This window comes from Pseudomonas sp. G7(2022), from assembly GCF_052660475.1.
On sequence record NZ_CP109659.1, the window covers coordinates 2,462,854 to 2,479,837 of the forward strand.

General features: G+C 61.7%; 14 protein-coding genes and 1 pseudogene. 5 read left to right on the forward strand and 10 right to left on the reverse strand.

The genetic code is table 11. From position 1 onward, the window contains the following. Positions 1–238: 238 nt before the first annotated feature. On the reverse strand, positions 239–1,069 hold the full coding sequence (locus NE357_RS11155; protein ID WP_085708611.1) for an alpha/beta fold hydrolase: 831 nt from the start codon (positions 1,067–1,069) through the stop codon (positions 239–241). Positions 1,070–1,309: 240 nt separating this feature from the next. Here NE357_RS11155 and NE357_RS11160 point away from each other — a divergent pair, with 240 nt between their 5' ends. From NE357_RS11160 to NE357_RS11175, 4 genes and pseudogenes are all read left to right on the forward strand, one after another. After that, positions 1,310–1,765 (forward strand): (2Fe-2S)-binding protein, encoded by a 456-nt coding sequence (locus tag NE357_RS11160; protein WP_007956954.1) that lies wholly within the window; start codon positions 1,310–1,312, stop codon positions 1,763–1,765. Between the two features lie 18 nt (positions 1,766–1,783). Then, on the forward strand, positions 1,784–3,946 hold the full coding sequence (locus tag NE357_RS11165; RefSeq protein WP_169429894.1) for a xanthine dehydrogenase family protein molybdopterin-binding subunit: 2,163 nt from the start codon (positions 1,784–1,786) through the stop codon (positions 3,944–3,946). Position 3,947: 1 nt separating this feature from the next. Beyond that, complete coding sequence (locus NE357_RS11170) at positions 3,948–4,526, forward strand: hypothetical protein (RefSeq protein WP_169429895.1); 579 nt, start codon at positions 3,948–3,950, stop codon at positions 4,524–4,526. A gap of 59 nt (positions 4,527–4,585) precedes the next feature. Further along, positions 4,586–4,768: pseudogene (locus NE357_RS11175) on the forward strand (GGDEF domain-containing protein); the annotation flags it as partial. Positions 4,769–4,774: 6 nt separating this feature from the next. Here NE357_RS11175 and NE357_RS11180 read toward each other — a convergent pair. Then, positions 4,775–5,200 (reverse strand): VOC family protein, encoded by a 426-nt coding sequence (locus tag NE357_RS11180; protein ID WP_169429896.1) that lies wholly within the window; start codon positions 5,198–5,200, stop codon positions 4,775–4,777. Positions 5,201–5,313: 113 nt separating this feature from the next. Between NE357_RS11180 and NE357_RS11185 the strand changes: the two genes are divergently transcribed. Continuing rightward, on the forward strand, positions 5,314–6,177 hold the full coding sequence (locus NE357_RS11185) for a LysR family transcriptional regulator (RefSeq protein WP_169429897.1): 864 nt from the start codon (positions 5,314–5,316) through the stop codon (positions 6,175–6,177). 43 nt (positions 6,178–6,220) lie between these two features. On the opposite strand, the gene fabI is transcribed toward NE357_RS11185, so the two are convergent. The 8 genes from fabI to gloB form a co-directional block, all read right to left on the reverse strand. Then, a complete protein-coding gene (gene fabI, locus NE357_RS11190) occupies positions 6,221–7,015 on the reverse strand; it encodes an enoyl-ACP reductase FabI (RefSeq protein ID WP_003202751.1) in 795 nt (264 codons plus the stop codon). Positions 7,016–7,034: 19 nt separating this feature from the next. Next, a complete protein-coding gene (locus NE357_RS11195) occupies positions 7,035–8,645 on the reverse strand; it encodes an ABC transporter ATP-binding protein (protein ID WP_169429898.1) in 1,611 nt (536 codons plus the stop codon). A 1-nt stretch (position 8,646) separates the two neighbouring features. Beyond that, positions 8,647–9,666: an ABC transporter permease gene (locus NE357_RS11200; protein ID WP_085698849.1), complete on the reverse strand. Its 1,020-nt coding sequence runs from the start codon at positions 9,664–9,666 to the stop codon at positions 8,647–8,649. Position 9,667: 1 nt separating this feature from the next. Further along, on the reverse strand, positions 9,668–10,741 hold the full coding sequence (locus tag NE357_RS11205; RefSeq protein ID WP_007956943.1) for a microcin C ABC transporter permease YejB: 1,074 nt from the start codon (positions 10,739–10,741) through the stop codon (positions 9,668–9,670). 4 nt (positions 10,742–10,745) lie between these two features. After that, the gene (locus tag NE357_RS11210) at positions 10,746–12,587 is read right to left on the reverse strand and encodes an extracellular solute-binding protein (protein ID WP_169429899.1); all 1,842 of its coding nucleotides are present in this window, start codon (positions 12,585–12,587) and stop codon (positions 10,746–10,748) included. Further along, positions 12,584–14,416: an extracellular solute-binding protein gene (locus tag NE357_RS11215; protein ID WP_169429900.1), complete on the reverse strand. Its 1,833-nt coding sequence runs from the start codon at positions 14,414–14,416 to the stop codon at positions 12,584–12,586. The genes NE357_RS11210 and NE357_RS11215 overlap by 4 nt, the downstream gene beginning before the upstream one ends. 165 nt (positions 14,417–14,581) lie before the next feature. Then, a complete protein-coding gene (locus tag NE357_RS11220; protein ID WP_169429901.1) occupies positions 14,582–16,060 on the reverse strand; it encodes a transglycosylase SLT domain-containing protein in 1,479 nt (492 codons plus the stop codon). Between the two features lie 99 nt (positions 16,061–16,159). Next, positions 16,160–16,927 carry a hydroxyacylglutathione hydrolase gene (gene gloB, locus NE357_RS11225; protein ID WP_169429902.1) on the reverse strand — a complete coding sequence of 256 codons (768 nt, stop codon included), beginning with the start codon at positions 16,925–16,927 and terminating at the stop codon, positions 16,160–16,162. Positions 16,928–16,984: the final 57 nt, after the last annotated feature.

Sequence of the window (16,984 nt, forward strand, 5' to 3'; positions counted from 1 at the left end):
GAATGGTGGTAATGGGCCACGATTGTAAGCGTTCCCCCATGGCGCTGCTATTTCACTCACCGGATATTCCATTTTGCGGGAGGTGTGCCATGGATCGACTGACTGGCGGTTGCTTGTGCGGCGCGTCGTGGCTGCCGGCCTTTCCATTGGCCAGACATTACGTGCGTGAACGCGAGGGAACGTCACGAACCGAAGAATAGCCGGGGTCAGGCCTGGTGCCTGAGCCCGGCCAATAGGGTCAGCCGCGAATGAAGGCCAGCAGATCCGCGTTGATCGTTGGCGCCTCGGTGGTCGGCATGCCGTGGGGGAAGCCCGGATAAATCTTCAGCGTGCTGTTTTTCAGCAGTTTGGCCGAGAGCACACCGGAGTCTTCATACGGCACGATCTGGTCGTCATCGCCGTGCATCACCAGCACCGGAATCGAAATGCCTTTCAGGTCTTCGGTGAAGTCGGTCTGCGAGAACGCGACGATGCCGTCATAGTGAGCCTTGGCGCCGCCCATCATGCCCTGACGCCACCAGTTGAGCACGACGGGTTCCGAAGGCTTGGCGCCCGGCCGGTTGTAGCCATAGAACGGACCGGCCGGCACATCGTGATAGAACTGCGCACGATTGGCTGCCAATTGCGCCTGAAGATCGTCGAACACCGACTTTGGCAGACCACCCGGATTGCTCTCGGTTTTTACCATCAGCGGCGGCACGGCGCTGATGATTGCGGCTTTCGACACCCGATCCTCGCCATGCCGGGCGATGTAATGAATCACTTCGCCGCCACCGGTGGAGTGGCCGACATGCACGGCTTTCTGGGTCCCCAGATGATTGACCACTGCCGCCACATCGTCGGCGTAGTGATCCATGTCGTGGCCGTCCCAGACCTGGCTCGAACGCCCGTGACCCCGTCGGTCGTGGGCCACCACGCGAAAGCCTTGTGCAAGGAAGAACAGCATCTGCGCATCCCAGTCGTCCGAGCTCAGTGGCCAGCCGTGATGGAAGTGGATCACCGGGGCGTCTTTCGGGCCCCAGTCCTTGTAGAAGATTTCGACGCCGTCTTTGGTTGTGACATAGCCCATGTTCGCGACTCCTGGAAAATGTGAAAAGGCACGTCTTGCGGTGATAGCCGGAATCAACTGTAGGAGCAAAGTCGGCACTTTGGTCGATGAATTCCCGAACGGAGCGGCATGACCGGTGGTCGCGGCGGCTGGTCGTCGGGGCAAAATGCGCTTAGCTGAAAGGGATAAGCCGAGGCGTGCACGGCATCGAATGCTGTCGCAACGCCCCTTCAGAACACCGTGAGTCTGAGGAAATCCCCGATGCTGACCTTGAACATCAATGGCAAGGATCAGGAGCTCGATGTCCCCGCGGACATGCCGTTGCTCTGGGTCCTGCGCGATGTCGCGCACCTGACCGGTACCAAATTCGGCTGCGGCATGGCCCAGTGCGGTGCCTGCACCGTGCATGTCGATGGCGCGCCGCTGCGATCCTGCATCACACCGGCCACGGCTGTCGCCCATGGGCAGAAAATCCTGACCATCGAAGGCCTGTCGAGCGACGGTTCGCACCCGGTGCAACAGGCCTGGGCGGAGTTGGACGTGGTGCAGTGCGGCTACTGCCAGTCCGGGCAGATCATGTCCGCCGCCGCATTGCTGGCGAAAATCCCCAAACCCACCGACAGCGACATCGATCAGGCGCTCTCCGGCAACATCTGCCGCTGCGGCACCTATCCAAGAATCCGTGCGGCGGTCAAACGTGCTGCCGACATCGGTTAAGCGAGGGGGAGGTGAGTGATGAACAGTCCTGTATCCCGTCGCGGATTTCTCAAGGGCAGCGCTGTACTTGGCGGTGGTCTCGTCGTGGCGTTCGTGGTGCCCGGCGGCAACCGCTTTGCCACGGCGGCGGAAAATGAAGGCAAAGTGTTTGCGCCGAACGCGTTCCTGCGCATTGCGCCGGACAACAGCGTCACCGTGCTGCTCGGCCATTCGGAAATGGGCCAGGGCATCTGGACCGGGCTGACCATGCTGATTGCCGAGGAACTGGACGCCGACTGGTCGAAGATCCGCGTCGAGCACTCGCCGGCCTCGGCTGCCGACTACGGCATGCCGGCGTTTGGCGGGATGCAGATCACCGGGGGTTCGACCTCGACCTGGATGGAGTTCGACCGTTACCGGCTTGCGGGCGCTATGGCACGGCAGATGTTGATCGAAGCGGCTGCCAAGCGTTTCAACGTGGCACCCTCGACGATCCGCACTGAGTCCGGCGTGGTGATTGCCGGCGACAATCGCGCCACTTATGGCGAACTGGCGGACGCCGCCGGACAGCTGCCGGTGCCGGATCCGAAGTCGATCACCTTTAAAGAAGCGAAGGACTGGAAAGTCATCGGCAAACCCACCAAGCGCCTCGACACCCCGGAGAAAATCACCGGCCGCGCCAAGTTCGGCATGGACGTGCAGTTCGACGGATTGATGACCGCCATGGTCGCCCGGGCGCCGGTGTTCGGCGCCAGCGTCAAATCCTTCGAAGGCGCCCAGGCGCTGGCCGTTCCCGGTGTGCACAAAGTGGTGCAGGTGCCCACTGGCGTGGCGGTGATTGCCGATCATTACTGGGCGGCGAAGCTCGGTCGTGATGCATTGAAAGTCGATTGGGATCTGGGGCCGCACGCCGATCTGAGCAGCGAAAAGCTGCTGGAGAGTTTTCGCAAACTCGCGGCCACACCGGGCATTTCCGCCAGTAAGGCCGGGGATGCCAAAGGCAGCTTTGGTAAAGCGGCGAAGAAAATCGATGTCGAGTACAGCGTGCCGTACCTGGCTCATGCGCCGATGGAGCCGCTGAACTGCACGGTGAAAATCAGCGCCGAAAAATGCGAGATCTGGACCGGCACCCAGTTTCAGACGCTGGACCAAATGATCGCCGGCAAGATCACCGGGCTGAAACCGGAGCAGGTGGAAATCCACACCGAATTCCTCGGCGGTGGTTTCGGCCGGCGGGCCAACCCGACTTCCGACTTTGTGGCCGAAGCGGTGCAAGTCGCGAAGGCTGCCGCGATGCCGGTGAAAACCGTGTGGTCGCGGGAGGATGACATTCGCGGCGGGTATTACCGTTCGATGTTTCTGCATCAGGCGCGGATCGGTCTCGGTGCCGATGGTTTGCCGCTGGCCTGGCAGCATGCGCTCGTGGGCCAGTCGATCATGGCCGGCACCATGCTGGAAAAAACCATGGTCAAGAACGGCGTCGATCAAACCTCGGTCGAGGGCGTGGCGGACAGTCCATACATCCAGGGGCTGGCGGACCATCAGGTCGATCTGCATTCGCCGGCCACCGGGATCAACGTGCTGTGGCTGCGCTCGGTGGGTCATAGCCACACCGCGTTTGTCATGGAATCGCTGATCGATGAAATGGCCACAGCGGCGGGCAAGGATCCGGTGGAGTACCGACGAACGCTGCTCAAGGAGCATGCCCGGCATCTCGGCGTGCTGAACCTGGCGGTGGAGAAGGCCAACTGGAAAGCCCCGCTGCCGGACGGACACGCATTGGGTGTGGCGGTGCACGAATCGTTCGGCAGCTACGTGGCGCAAGTCGCCGAGGTATCCCAGGACAATCTGAAGATCCGCGTGCACCGCGTGGTCTGCGCGGTGGATTGCGGGATTGCGGTCAACCCGCAGAGCATCGCGGCGCAGATGGAGTCATGCATCACCTTCGGCCTGAGCATGGCGCTGCACAGCAAGCTGACGCTCAAGGACGGTCAGGTCGTGCAGTCCAACTATCACGACTATCAAGTGTTGCGGCTCAACGAAATGCCGGTGGTCGAGGTGCACATCGTGCCGAGCACCGACAAACCAGGCGGCATCGGCGAGGCCGGTGTGCCGCCCACGGCGCCGGCGGTGGCCAACGCGCTGTTCGCCCTGACCGGGCAGCGCCTGCGGGAACTGCCGCTGCAACTGTCGGGGGTGTGAGATGAAACGACATCTGTTGTTGGGCACGGTGATGCTGATCGGGCTGGGCGGCTATGCGTCGGATCTGTTTGCCGACGATCAGGAAGCCTTGAAGGCCTTCGGCACGGTGCAGAAAGTGTTCCAGAGCCCGCGCTGCCAGAACTGCCACATTCCCGGCGATTCGCCGTTGCAGTTCGACGCTGGCACGCCCCACGCAATGAACGTGGTGCGCGGCATGGACGGCAAGGGCGCCGCCGGTTTGCCTTGCGCCACCTGCCACGCCGAAAGCAATCCACCGGCCAGTTACGGCCCCCACGCGCCACCCGGCGCGCCGCACTGGAGCCTGCCGCCGGCCGCCCACAAAATGGCCTGGATCGGCCTGCCGCCGGATCGTTTGTGCGCCATGATCAAGGACCGCGCCAGCAACGGCGACCGCGACTTCGCCGCGCTGATCAAGCACGTCAGCGAGGACAAGCTGGTGCTCTGGGGCTGGAATCCCGGGGCAGGGCGGCAACCGGTGCCGGTGCCGCACGACATCTTCGTAACCCAGTTCAAGCTTTGGGCCGATGCAGGCGGGCCGTGTCCGGTGGTCGGCGGATGAGGTTGTGTCATCGCTGATTCGGGCTACGTTCAACGGCATCGACGGCAAAGGCGTGTGTGATGCTGGTACCCGGCAAACTCGCCAATGAAGCTGTTTGCATTCAAGCGCTGCATGACCTGAAGCTGCTCGACACCGCACCGCAAGAGCGCTTCGACCGGCTGACGCGACTGGCCAAGCGCCTGTTCAACGTGCCGATCGCACGGGTCACGCTGGTGGACAAGGATCGGCAGTGGTTCAAGTCCCCGCTGCTATTTGGCAAACAACTGCCCGATATCCTTGAATGCCTTGAACTCCAGCGCATTGCCGCACGGGTCAAACAGAAACATCGTCGCCTGTTCGCCCACCAGCCCCTGAAAACGGATCCCCGGCTCGATCACGAATCGAGTGCCCAGTGACTTCAAACGCTCGGCCAGGGCCTGCCATTCCTCCATCCCCAGCACCACGCCGAAATGCGGCACCGGTACGTCGTGCCCGTCCACGGCGTTGGTGTGTGCCGCTTCCTGCGAGGCATTCTTCGGCGCAAGGTGAATCACCAGTTGGTGGCCGAAGAAATTGAAGTCGACCCAGTGATCGCTGGAGCGACCTTCCTCGAGTCCGAACACTTCACGATAGAAATGCCGGGCGGCGGCGAGGTCGTACACGGGAATGGCCAGGTGGAAAGGGCTGAGTGACATAGGCGCGATCTCTATCAACGGTTGGGGTGGACTGAGTCTAGCGCTGTGCTTTTCGATTGAAAGACGATAGTTTTTGCGCCGAGCTCAAATTATTTCGATCAATCGAGGCGCCTATGCTGCGTGAACTGAAAACCTTACTGGCAGTGGCTCGGCATGGCACGTTTGCCGCCGCCGGTCTGCACATCGGCCTCACGCAATCGGCGGTCAGCGCGCAGATCCGTAATCTGGAGCAGGCCTTGGGCGTGCGTCTGTTCGATCGCACCGGGCGACAGGCGATCCTTAATCCGGCCGGGCAGCGCGCAGTGCCGATGGCGCAGGAAATGCTCGCGATTTTCAACCGCATGGCGATCAGCGAGGATGTCGGAGAGTTTCGCGGCGAGCTGAGAATCGGCGCCGTCGCCACCGCGCAAACCGGGCTGTTGCCTCAGGCGTTATTGCGTTTGCGGCAATTGGCGCCGGGCGTGGAGCCGAAACTGGTGCCCGGTGTGTCGCTGAACCTGCTGAGCCAAGTGGATGCCGGGGAAGTTGATCTGGCGATCATGATCAAACCACCATTCGAATTGCCCAAGGAGCTGTCGGCACAGGTGATCCGCCGCGAACCGTTCGTGCTGATCGTGCCGACAACGGTCGGGGGCGATGATCCGCTGCCACTGCTGGCCGAGCATCCTCACGTGCGTTATGACCGCAACTCGTTTGGTGGACGGCTGGTGACGCAGTTTCTGCGCGAGCAGCGGATTGACGCCCACGTAGCGCTTGAGCTGGATGAGCTGGAAGCGATCGTGAAGATGGTCGAGTGCGGGCTCGGGGTTTCATTGCTGCCCAGGGCCGGGCTGTGGCTGGAGCATCCGCTGAGGGTGAGGGTGATCGAACTGGGAGAACTGACGTTCTATCGGGAGATGGTGGTTTTGCAGCGCTACAGCCAGCGCAGTCAGCCGATTCAACGGTTGTTCGCCCGTTGCCTGGAATCGCAGGCATGAAAAAGCCCGCCATTAGGCGGGCTTTTTATCGGCAGCGCGAAGATTACTCTTCGATGTTGCCCATGGCGGTGGTGTTGAAGCCGCCGTCCACGTACATGATTTCACCGCTGATGCCCGACGCCAGGTCGGAACACAGGAAGGCGCCGGCGTTGCCGACTTCTTCGATGGTGACGTTGCGGCGCAGCGGAGTTTGCGCTTCGTTGGCGGCCAGCATCTTGCGGAAGTTCTTGATGCCGGAAGCGGCCAGGGTGCGGATCGGGCCAGCCGATACGCAGTTGACGCGGGTGCCGTCCGGGCCCAGGGAACCGGCCAGGTAACGTACGCCGGCTTCCAGCGAAGCCTTGGCCATGCCCATGACGTTGTAGTTCGGCATGGTGCGCTCGGCGCCCAGGTAGGACAGGGTCAGCAGGCTGCCGTTGCGGCCTTTCATCATTTCGCGACCGGCCTTGGCCAGAGCCACGAAGCTGTAGGCGCTGATGTCGTGAGCGATGCGGAAGCCTTCACGGGTGGTGGCTTCGGTGAAGTCGCCGTCCAGTTGGTCGCCCGGGGCGAAGCCGACGGAGTGCACGATGCAGTCCAGGCCGTCCCACTTCTTGCTCAGTTCTTCGAAGACCTTGGCGATTTCTTCATCGCTGGCCACGTCGCACGGGAAGCACAGCTCAGGGCTCGAACCCCAGCCCTGTGCGAACTCTTCAACGCGACCTTTCAGTTTGTCGTTCTGATAAGTGAAGGCAAGCTCAGCGCCCTCGCGATGCATGGCGGCAGCGATGCCGGATGCGATGGACAGCTTGCTGGCGACACCGACGATCAGTACGCGCTTACCGGCGAGAAAACCCATGTGTTGCTCCTCTTTCAGGTTATTGCGCAGTGGCTGGTGCCAGGAAAGCGGCCTCCAGCAACTGCTGTGTATACGGATGTTGGGGGGCGGCAAAGATACTTTGCGCGTCTCCCTGTTCGACCACTTGGCCATGCTTGACCACCATCAACTGGTGGCTCAGCGCTTTCACAACAGCCAGGTCATGGCTGATGAACAAATACGTCAGGTTGTACTTGGCTTGCAGTGAACGCAACAGCTCCACCACTTGCCGCTGCACCGTCCGGTCGAGGGCCGAAGTCGGCTCGTCCAGCAGGATCAGCGCCGGTTTGAGCACCAAGGCCCGGGCAATGGCGATACGCTGCCGCTGCCCACCGGAAAATTCGTGGGGGTAGCGGTGCCGGGTTTCCGGATCCAGACCTACCTCCTTCAATGCCGCAATAATTGCCGCTTCCTGCTCGGCGGCGGTGCCCATCCTGTGAATCCGCAGGCCTTCGCCAACGATGTCGCTCACACACATTCGCGGGCTCAGGCTGCCAAACGGGTCCTGGAACACCACCTGCATCTCCCGACGCAACGGGCGAACCTCGTTCTGCGTCAGGCAGTCTAGCTGCTTGCCTTCAAAACGGATCGCACCTTTGCTGCCGATGAGCCGCAAAATCGCCAGGCCCAGGGTGGATTTGCCGGAACCGCTTTCCCCCACGATCCCCAGGGTTTGACCCTGAGGCAGGCTGAAATTGATGCCGTCCACTGCCTTGACGTGATCCACCGTGCGCTTGAGCAAGCCTTTTTTGATCGGGAACCAGACTTTCAAGTCCTCGACCTCAAGCAGCGGCGCCCCGATTTTATTGCTCGCCGGGCCTCCGCTGGGCTCCGCCGCCAGCAGCTCCCGAGTGTACGGATGCTGCGGAGAACGGAACAGCTCTGCGCACGATGCCTGTTCGACGATGCAACCGCGCTGCATGACACATACACGATGCGCAATTCTTCGCACCAGGTTCAAATCGTGACTGATCAGTAGCAGCGCCATGCCCAATCGAGCCTGCAATTCCTTGAGCAGGTCGAGGATTTTCAGCTGAACGGTCACGTCCAGCGCGGTGGTCGGTTCGTCGGCGATCAACAGTTCCGGCTCGTTGGCCAGGGCCATGGCGATCATCACCCGCTGGCGCTGGCCGCCGGACAATTCGTGGGGCAGGGCCTTGAGCCGTTTGTGCGGCTCGGGGATGCCGACCATTTCCAGCAGCTCCAGAGTGCGCCTGGTCGCGACCTTGCCAGTCAGGCCCTTGTGGATGCCGAGCACTTCGTTGATCTGTTTTTCGATCGAGTGCAGCGGGTTGAGCGAGGTCATCGGCTCCTGGAAGATCATCGCGATCCGGTTGCCGCGGATGTGACGGATGGTCTTTTCGCTCAGTTCCAGCAAGTTCTGCCCGGAATAGCTGATGCTGCCGGCAGGGTGGCGGGCCAGCGGGTAGGGCAGCAGGCGCAGGATCGAGTGCGCCGTCACCGACTTGCCCGAACCGGACTCGCCCACCAGCGCCAGAGTCTCGCCACGCTTGATGTCGAAACTGACGCCCTCGACCACCCGGTGCGAGCGCTCGCCCGTTCCGAATTCGACGGCGAGGTCGCGCACTTCGATCAGATTGTCCTGATTCATTTCACTTCCTCGGGTCGAAGGCATCGCGAGCGGACTCGCCGATAAACACCAGCAAGCTCAACATCAGCGCCAGTACCGCAAACGCGCTCATGCCCAGCCACGGCGCCTGCAGGTTGGATTTTCCCTGGGCTACCAGTTCACCCAGCGACGGACTGCCGGCCGGCAAGCCAAAGCCGAGGAAATCCAGGGCGGTGAGGGTGCCGATGGCGCCGGTCAGGATGAACGGCATGAAGGTCATGGTCGAAACCATGGCGTTGGGCAGGATGTGGCGGAACATGATCGCGCCGTTCTGCATGCCCAGCGCTCTGGCTGCGCGCACGTATTCGAGGTTGCGCCCGCGCAGGAACTCGGCGCGCACCACGTCCACCAGGCTCATCCACGAGAACAGCAGCATGATCCCCAGCAGCCACCAGAAATTCGGCTGGACGAAGCTGGCGAGAATGATCAGCAGGTACAGCACCGGCAAACCCGACCAGATCTCCAGGAAGCGCTGGCCGGCCAGATCCACCCAGCCGCCATAGAAGCCCTGCAGCGCACCGGCGATCACGCCGATGATCGAACTGAGCACGGTCAGGGTCAGGGCGAACAGCACGGAGATACGGAAACCGTAGATCACCCGCGCCAGCACATCGCGGCCCTGATCGTCGGTGCCCAGCAGGTTGTCCGCCGAGGGCGGGGCAGGGGCCGGGACTTTCAGGTCGTAGTTGATGCTCTGGTAGCTGAACGGGATCGGCGCCCACAGCACCCACGCGTCCTTGGCCTTGAGCAGTTCGCGGATGTACGGGCTCTTGTAGTTGGCTTCCAGCGGGAATTCGCCGCCGAAGGTGGTTTCCGGGTAGCGCTTGATCGCCGGGAAGTACCAGTTGTTGTCGTAGTGCACCACCAGCGGCTTGTCGTTGGCGATCAGTTCGGCACCCAGGCTCAGGCCGAACAGGATCAGAAACAGCCACAGTGACCACCAGCCACGCTTGTTGGCCTTGAACAGTTCGAAGCGTCGACGGTTTAGCGGGGACAGGTTCATCTCAATGCTCCCGGCTGGCGAAGTCGATGCGCGGATCGACCAGGGTGTAGGTGAGGTCGCCGATCAGTTTCACCACCAGCCCCAGCAGGGTGAAGATGAACAGGGTGCCGAACACCACCGGGTAATCGCGGTTGATCGCCGCTTCGAAACTCATCAGGCCGAGGCCGTCGAGGGAGAAGATCACTTCCACCAGCAGGGAACCCGTGAAGAAGATGCCGATGAACGCCGAGGGGAAACCGGCGATCACCAGCAGCATCGCGTTGCGGAACACATGGCCGTAGAGCACGCGGTGGCGGGTCAGGCCCTTGGCCTTGGCGGTGACCACGTACTGCTTGTTGATTTCGTCGAGGAAGCTGTTTTTGGTCAGCAGGGTCATGGTCGCGAAGTTGCCGATCACCAGCGCCGTCACCGGCAGCGCCAGGTGCCAGAAATAGTCGAGGACCTTCCCGCCCAGGCTCAGCTCATCGAAGTTGTTCGAGGTCAGCCCGCGTAAAGGAAACCAGTCCAGGTAACTGCCGCCGGCAAACACCACGATCAGCAGAATCGCAAACAGGAACGCCGGAATCGCATAACCGACGATGATCGCCGAACTGGTCCAGACGTCGAAATGACTGCCGTGCCGCGTGGCCTTGGCGATCCCCAGCGGGATCGACACCAGGTACATGATCAGCGTGCTCCACAGCCCGAGGGAGATCGACACCGGCATCTTTTCCTTGATCAGGTCGATGACCTTGGCGTCGCGGAAGAAGCTGTCGCCGAAATCCAGTCGCGCGTAGTTCTTGACCATGATCCACAGACGCTCCGGGGCCGACTTGTCGAACCCGTACATCTTCTCGATTTCCTTGATCAGCGCCGGGTCCAGGCCCTGCGCACCGCGATAGGAGGAGCCGGCCACCGACACTTCGGCGCCGCCACCGGCGATGCGGCTGGTGGCACCTTCAAAGCCTTCGAGCTTGGCGATCATCTGCTCCACCGGACCGCCGGGCGCGGCCTGGATGATCACGAAGTTGATCAGCAGAATGCCGAACAGGGTCGGGATGATCAGCAACAGTCGTCGAAAAATGTACGCCAGCATCTGATTACTCCGTGCCCACAGGGTCGGCTTGCAGTTGGGTTTGCACTTCTACCGCAGGTTTTGTATCGGGTTTGACCCACCAGGTGTTAATGCCGATGTCGTACTTGGGGGAGATTTTCGGATGGCCGATGTGGTTCCAGTACGCCACGCGCCAGCTCTTGATGTGCCAGTTGGGGATCACGTAGTAACCCCATTGCAGCACGCGGTCGAGAGCCCGGGCGTGGGCCACCAGGCTTTTGCGCGAGTCGGCGTTGATCAGGCTTTCGACCAGGTGATCGACGATCGGGTCTTTCAGGCCCATGGAGTTGCGGCTGCTGGGCTTGTCGGCGGCGGCGCTCATCCAGAACTCCCGTTGTTCGTTACCCGGTGAGTTGGACTGCGGGAAACTGCCGACGATCATGTCGAAATCCCGCGAACGCACGCGGTTGACGTACTGCGAGACGTCGACACGGCGGATCACCAGATCGATGCCCAGGTCGGCGAGGTTGCGCTTGAACGGCAGCAGCACCCGCTCGAATTCGGTCTGGGCCAGCAGGAACTCGATGACCACCGGTTTGCCGGTGGTGTCGACCATTTTGTCGTCGACGATCTTCCAGCCGGCCTCTTGCAGCAGTTGATAGGCTTCGCGTTGCTGCAGGCGGATCATGCCGCTGGCGTCGGTCTTCGGATTTTCGAAGGCTTCGCTGAACACCTGCGCCGGGAGCTGGCGGCGGAACGGGTCGAGGATCGCCAGCTGATCGGCGTCCGGCAGGCCGGTGGCGGCCATTTCCGAGTTCTCGAAATAACTGCGGGTGCGCACATAGGCGCCGTTGAACAATTGCTTGTTGGTCCATTCGAAGTCGAGCAACAGACCCAGTGCCTGACGCACGCGAACGTCCTGGAACACCGGCCGGCGCAGGTTGAAGACGAAGCCCTGCATGCCCGTCGGGTTGCCGTTGGGGATCAGCTCCTTGACCAGTCGGCCCTCGGTGACGGCCGGGATGTTGTAGGCGTTGGCCCAGTTCTTCGCGGTCATTTCCAGCCAGTAGTCGAACTGGCCGGCCTTCAGGGCTTCCAGGGCGACGGTGTTGTCGCGGAAGTAGTCGGTGGTCATCACGTCGAAATTGTAGAAACCGCGATTGACCGGCAGGTCCTTGCCCCAGTAATCCTTGACCCGCTCGTATCGTACCGAGCGTCCGGCCTTCACTTCGGCGACCTTGTAAGGGCCGCTGCCCAGCGGGATTTCCAGATTGCCCTTGTTGAAATCGCGACTGGCCCACCAATGTTTCGGCAGCACCGGCAACTGGCCGAGGATCAGCGGCAGCTCGCGGTTGTTGTTGTGCTTGAACTTGAACAGCACCGTCAGCGGGTCCTCGGCGACGGCTGCTTCGACGTCGCTGTAGTAACCGCGAAACATCGGCGAGCCCTCTTTCGTCAGGGTCTCGAAACTGAACACGACGTCTTCGGCGCGCACCGGGTGGCCGTCATGGAAGCGCGCTTCGGGGCGCAGGTAGAAGCGCACCCAGCTGTTGTCCGGGGCCTTTTCGATCTTGCCGGCGATCAGGCCGTATTCGGTGAACGGCTCGTCGAGGCTATGCCGGGTCAGGGTGTCGTAGATCTGCCCGACGTCATCTGCCGGCACGCCCTTGCTGATGAACGGGTTCAGGCTGTCGAAACCGCCGAAGCCGGCCTGACGGAAGATCCCGCCCTTGGGAGCATTGGGGTCGACGTAATCGAAATGCTTGAAATCGGCAGGGTATTTCGGTGGCTCGTTGTACAGGGTCACGGCGTGTTGCGGGGCGGCACAGGCCAGCCCGGCGAACAACAGGCTGCAAGCCTGCACGAGCAGGGTGCGAACGGCGTTCATTGACCTTTCTCCGAAGATTTCAGCCACCACGCGCTCAGGCCCAGGGTGTAGGGCGGCGTGCTGACGAAGGCGAACCGGTTGCGGTACGCCAGACGGTGATAATTGAGGTACCAGTTGGGAATGCTGTAGTGCTGCCAGAGCAGCACGCGGTCCAGGGCCTTGCCGGCGGCGACCTGTTCATCGCGGGTGCGGGCGGCGAGCAGTTGCTCCAGCAGATGATCGACCACCGGGTTGGCGATGCCTGCGTAATTCTTGCTGCCCTTGACCCCGACCTGGCTGGAATGGAAGTACTGCCACTGCTCCAGTCCCGGGCTGAGGGTCTGGTTGAGGGTCATCAGGATCATGTCGAAATCGAATTGATCCAGACGTTGTTTGTATTGGGCGCGATCCACCGTGCGCAGGCGCGCGTCGATGCCGATGCTCTTGAGGTTCTCGATGTACGGCTGGAGGATGCGCTCAAGGTTCGGATTGACCAGCAGCAGTTCAAGACTCAGCGGTTGGCCGGTGGCGTTCTGCAGACGCTGGCCGTTGAGCTTCCAGCCGGCCTCGGCCAGCAGCGCCAGCGCCTTGCGCATGGTTTCCCGGGGAATGCCGCGCCCGTCGGTCTGCGGCAGCGTGAACGGCTCGGTGAACAGCCGGGCCGGCAGTTGCTCCTTGTAGGGCTTGAGCATCAGCCATTCGTGGCCGACCGGCAGACCGCTGGCGCTGAATTCGCTGTTCGGGTAATAGCTGGTGGTGCGCTGGTAGGCATCGCTGAACAGCGCGCGGTTGGTCCACTCGAAGTCGAACATCAGACCCAGCGCTTCGCGGGTCTTGACGTCCGAGAAGGTGGCTCGTCGGGTGTTCATGAACAGGCCCTGGCTCTGGGTCGGGATCTGGTGCGGGATCTGCGCCTTGATCACGTCGCCACGGCGTACGGCAGGGAAGTTGTAGCCGTTGGCCCAGTTCTTCGCCTGATGCTCGATATAGATGTCGAACTCGCCGGCCTTGAACGCTTCGAAGGCGACGTCGCTGTCGCGATAGAACTCGACTTCCATGCGATCGAAATTGTACTTGCCGCGATTGACCGGCAAGTCCTTGCCCCAATAATCCTTGACCCGTTCGAAAATCAGCTGCCGCCCCGGCGTCACCGAGGTAATGCGGTACGGCCCGCTGCCCAATGGCGGTTCGAAGGTGGTGGCCTTGAAGTCGCGGTCTTTCCAGTAGTGCTGAGGCAGCACCGGCAACTCCCCGAGGCGCAGGATCAGCAACGGATTGCCCGAGCGCTTCATGATGAAGCGAATGCGTTGCGGGTTGAGAATGTCGACCCGCGACACTTCCTGAAGCGCCGTGCGGTACAGCGGGTGGCCTTCCTTGAGCAGCGTTCGATAGGAGAACGCCACGTCATAGGCGGTGATCGGCGTGCCATCGTGGAAGCGTGCTTCCGGGCGCAGGTTGAACACGACCCAGCTGCGGTCTTCGCTGTACTCCACCGACCGGGCGATCAGGCCATAGCTGGAGGCCGGCTCGTCACCGGACGGCGAGTACTGGCCGGTGCCGACCATCAGCGGCTCGTTCAGCTCGTTGATACCGTACTGCAGGAAATTCGGAGTGGTGACCGGGCTGGTGCCCTTGAACGTGTAGGGATTGAGCGTATCGAAGGTGCCAAACGCCATCACCCGCAAAGTACCGCCCTTGGGCGCTTGCGGGTTGACCCAGGCGAAGTGGGTAAATCTGGCCGGGTACTTGAGCGTGCCGAACTGCGCATAACCGTGGCTTTCGGTGATTGTCGCGCTAGCGGGGGAGCTCAAGGCCAGGCTGATCAGGAGCAGGAGGAGGGGACGCTTCAAGTCAGATCCGATCCAGGCGGCTTGGGCTTTGTGGGCCGTACAGTAACAGCTTGTATGGACAGGAAAAAGACAGAGACTTAATGCGCGGTTAATTGTGGGAGTCGACTGCGCCGAAGACAAAAAATGACAGGCGAAAAAAAGCCCCTGAAATTCAGGGGCTCTTTGTCAGTGCGGCTGGTAGACCGTGAGCATCTGCCCAGGCTTGAGCGCTTTGCCGGCGCCCGGATTCCAGCGCTTGAGATGTTGCATCTCGACGTTGAAGCGCTTGGCGACCACGTACAGCGTGTCGCCACGTTTGACCTTGTACTGGGTCTGCTGCTTGCCGTCGTCCCTGTCTTTGGTCTTGCTGCTGGACTTGCTGTTGGCAGCGATGACCGTATTGATGCGCCCGCCACTGTTGCGCGCCGGCGTGCGCTTGGTGGTGTCCTGCATCACCAGGGTCTGGCCGACCTTGAGGTTCTTGCCGGTCAGCTTGTTCCAGCGTTGCAGGTCCTTGACCTCGACCTTGTTGGCCTTGGCAATGGAGCCGAGGTTGTCGCCACGCTTTACCCGATAGGCGCGCTTGGCCTGTGCGATCTCGCTCGGATCGGCGCCCTCGAACACCGGTTTCAGCGAACGCGGGCTGATCAGCTCTTCAGGACGCATGGTCTGCAGGCTGGTGGTCAGCAATTGCGCCTTCGACGTCGGCACCAGCAAATGCTGCGGGCCGTCGACGGTGGTGCGCTGCTTGAACGCCGGGTTGAGCTGGAACAGCTCGTCCTCGTCGATGTTGGCTACCGCGGCGACCTTGGACAGGTCCATGCGCTGGTTGATTTCGACGACCTGGAAATAAGGCTCGTTGGCGATCGGGTTGAGGTTGACCCCGTAGGCTTCCGGCGCCAGCACCACTTGCGACAGGGCCAGCAGTTTCGGCACGTAGGCCTGGGTTTCCGCCGGCAGCGGCAGGTTCCAGTAGTCGGTTGGCAAACCCAGGCGTTCGTTGCGTTCGATGGCGCGGCTGACCGTGCCTTCACCGGCGTTGTAGGCGGCGAGAGCCAACAGCCAGTCACCGTTGAACATGTCGTGCAGGCGGGTCAGGTAATCCATCGCAGCGGTGGTCGAGGCGGTGATGTCGCGACGGCCGTCGTAGAAACGGGTCTGGCGCAGGTTGTAGTAGCGCCCGGTGGACGGGATGAACTGCCAGAGGCCTACCGCATCGGCGCGGGAGTAGGCCATCGGGTTGTAGGCGCTCTCGATGACCGGCAGCAGCGCCAGTTCCAGCGGCATGTTGCGTTCTTCGAGGCGTTCGACGATGTAGTGAATGTATAGGCTGCCGCGTTCGCCGGCGTTTTCGAGGAAGGAAGGATTACTGGCAAACCACAGGCGCTGTTGCTCGATGCGCGGGTTCACGCCCAGACCTTCCTGCAGCTGAAAACCGTTGCGCATGCGTTCCCAGATGTCCTGGGGCACCTGAGGGCTGGGCTTTTCGGACAACCAGATCGGCTTCTGCTTGGCTCGCGCAGCAATGTTCGGCGTATGGGTCGCTTCAGTCTGCGGAGCATGGCTGGAGCAGCCCGCCAGCGTGGCGGACACAGCCACCGCGATGGCTTGCGCCAGGCGGGTCAATGCGTCTGAATTGACGGACTTACGTATGGATGACGACATTGGCTGGAAGTAAGTTCCGGGCAAAAATGTCGGGCGATTCTAGAAAGCGCACCCCTTGCGGTCAACCATTCACGGTTTTTGTACCCAGTGGTGAGCGGCTTAGAACTTATCTTTCCAAGCCCGCAGAGCCGCAAAAACCTCACTCGGCGCCCGGTTTTGAGCGCCATTCCGTTCGTCCACTTTTTGTGTAACTAATGTTTCACCGGTCCGCAGAAACGGGTTTGTGAGCTTTTCCAGTGCGATGGTCGAGGGCAGGGTCATGACCCCGTTCTGCCGTTGCCGGGTGACTTTTTCCAGACGGGTGGCAATGTCCGGGTTGCCCGGCTCCACGGCGGCAGCGAATTTCAGGTTGCTCAGGGTGTATTCGTGAGTGCAGTACACCAGAGTGTCTTCCGGCAGCGCCGCCAGACGACCAAGGGAATGATGCATCTGCTCCGGTGTGCCTTCGAACAACCGGCCGCAACCGGCGGCGAACAGAGTGTCGCCGCAGAACAGCAGGCCGTGATGGTAATAGGCGATGTGCCCCAGGGTGTGGCCGGGGACGGCGTAGACCTCGAAGTCCCAGCCGAGCACACGCACCTTGTCGTTGTCCTTGAGCGCGACGTCCCGCCCCGGGATGCTTTCGCTGGCCGGACCGTAGACGGTGGCTCCAGTGGCTTTCTTGAGCGCCTCGACGCCACCGACATGGTCGTGGTGATGGTGGGTGATCAGAATGTCGCTCAGCACCCAGCCCGGATGCGCGGCGAGCCACGCCTGTACGGGGGCGGCATCTCCCGGATCGACCACCGCGCAACGTTGGGTGGCATGATCCTGTAACAACCAGATGTAGTTGTCGGTGAAGGCGGGCAGGGCACTGATCTGTATCATCTTCGGATTCGCCAAGCGGGTAACATTGGCGCATCTTAGAGGTTCCTGGCGTGTTGG

What these genes read in the sequence shown, in the direction of transcription:
- NE357_RS11155 (WP_085708611.1), bottom strand. Translation starts at nt 1,069, where the DNA reads ATGGGCTATGTCACAACCAAAGACGGCGTCGAAATCTTCTACAAGGAC.
- NE357_RS11160 (WP_007956954.1), top strand. Translation starts at nt 1,310, where the DNA reads ATGCTGACCTTGAACATCAATGGCAAGGATCAGGAGCTCGATGTCCCC.
- NE357_RS11165 (WP_169429894.1), top strand. Translation starts at nt 1,784, where the DNA reads ATGAACAGTCCTGTATCCCGTCGCGGATTTCTCAAGGGCAGCGCTGTA.
- NE357_RS11170 (WP_169429895.1), top strand. Translation starts at nt 3,948, where the DNA reads ATGAAACGACATCTGTTGTTGGGCACGGTGATGCTGATCGGGCTGGGC.
- NE357_RS11180 (WP_169429896.1), bottom strand. Translation starts at nt 5,200, where the DNA reads ATGTCACTCAGCCCTTTCCACCTGGCCATTCCCGTGTACGACCTCGCC.
- NE357_RS11185 (WP_169429897.1), top strand. Translation starts at nt 5,314, where the DNA reads ATGCTGCGTGAACTGAAAACCTTACTGGCAGTGGCTCGGCATGGCACG.
- fabI (WP_003202751.1), bottom strand. Translation starts at nt 7,015, where the DNA reads ATGGGTTTTCTCGCCGGTAAGCGCGTACTGATCGTCGGTGTCGCCAGC.
- NE357_RS11195 (WP_169429898.1), bottom strand. Translation starts at nt 8,645, where the DNA reads ATGAATCAGGACAATCTGATCGAAGTGCGCGACCTCGCCGTCGAATTC.
- NE357_RS11200 (WP_085698849.1), bottom strand. Translation starts at nt 9,666, where the DNA reads ATGAACCTGTCCCCGCTAAACCGTCGACGCTTCGAACTGTTCAAGGCC.
- NE357_RS11205 (WP_007956943.1), bottom strand. Translation starts at nt 10,741, where the DNA reads ATGCTGGCGTACATTTTTCGACGACTGTTGCTGATCATCCCGACCCTG.
- NE357_RS11210 (WP_169429899.1), bottom strand. Translation starts at nt 12,587, where the DNA reads ATGAACGCCGTTCGCACCCTGCTCGTGCAGGCTTGCAGCCTGTTGTTC.
- NE357_RS11220 (WP_169429901.1), bottom strand. Translation starts at nt 16,060, where the DNA reads ATGTCGTCATCCATACGTAAGTCCGTCAATTCAGACGCATTGACCCGC.
- gloB (WP_169429902.1), bottom strand. Translation starts at nt 16,927, where the DNA reads ATGATACAGATCAGTGCCCTGCCCGCCTTCACCGACAACTACATCTGG.